The sequence below is a fragment of the Haloferax sp. s1 genome, assembly GCF_058382125.1.
Genome location: NZ_JBZRPK010000036.1, coordinates 1 through 654, shown reverse-complemented (window position 1 = coordinate 654; position 654 = coordinate 1). Strand labels below are relative to the sequence as shown.

Genomic DNA, 654 nt, shown 5'->3' with positions numbered 1-654 from the left:
GGTGAGATTGCCGCGTACCAAGCCGCGCTCACCCACGACCGGCGGCGAGAAATCGAGGCGGGTCTCCACGACGGTGACATCACCGGCGTCTGGAGCACCAATGCACTCGAACTCGGCGTCGACGTGGGTGGCCTCGACGTGGTCCTCATTGACGGCTATCCCGGTACCCGAATGTCGGCGTGGCAGCAAGCCGGGCGGGCCGGTCGAGGGGACAGACCCGCGCTGGTGGTTCTCGTCGGCGGCGAAGACCAACTCGACCAGTACCTGCTGAACCACCCCACCGAATTCTTCGACGGCGACCCGGAGCGAGCGGTCTCGGACCCGGAAAACGACCACCTGCTTCCCAGCCACGTCGCCTGCGCCGCCGCCGAAAACTGGCTCTCGACGGACGACGACACGTACTTCGGCGATTCGTTCCCCGACGTGGTCTCCGACCTCGAAGGTGAGGGAACGTTGGCGCGGCGGGATACTGACAAGGGAGTTCGGTGGACCCACGACGGCGGCGGAAGCCCGCAACACGCCATGAGTCTCCGAACAATCACCGACCGCGAGGTCCAGCTTATGGATTCGCGGAACAACGAGACTATCGCGAAACTCGCATTCGACGACGCACTTCGGGACGCTCATCCCGGCGCAGTGTACCACCATCAGGGC

The 654-nt window shown here is 65.1% G+C and carries 1 protein-coding gene; it reads left to right on the top strand.

The window, feature by feature from the left end:
• On the top strand, nt 1–654 hold a 654-nt coding region (locus QT222_RS00205), incomplete at both ends, for a helicase-related protein (protein ID WP_491475922.1).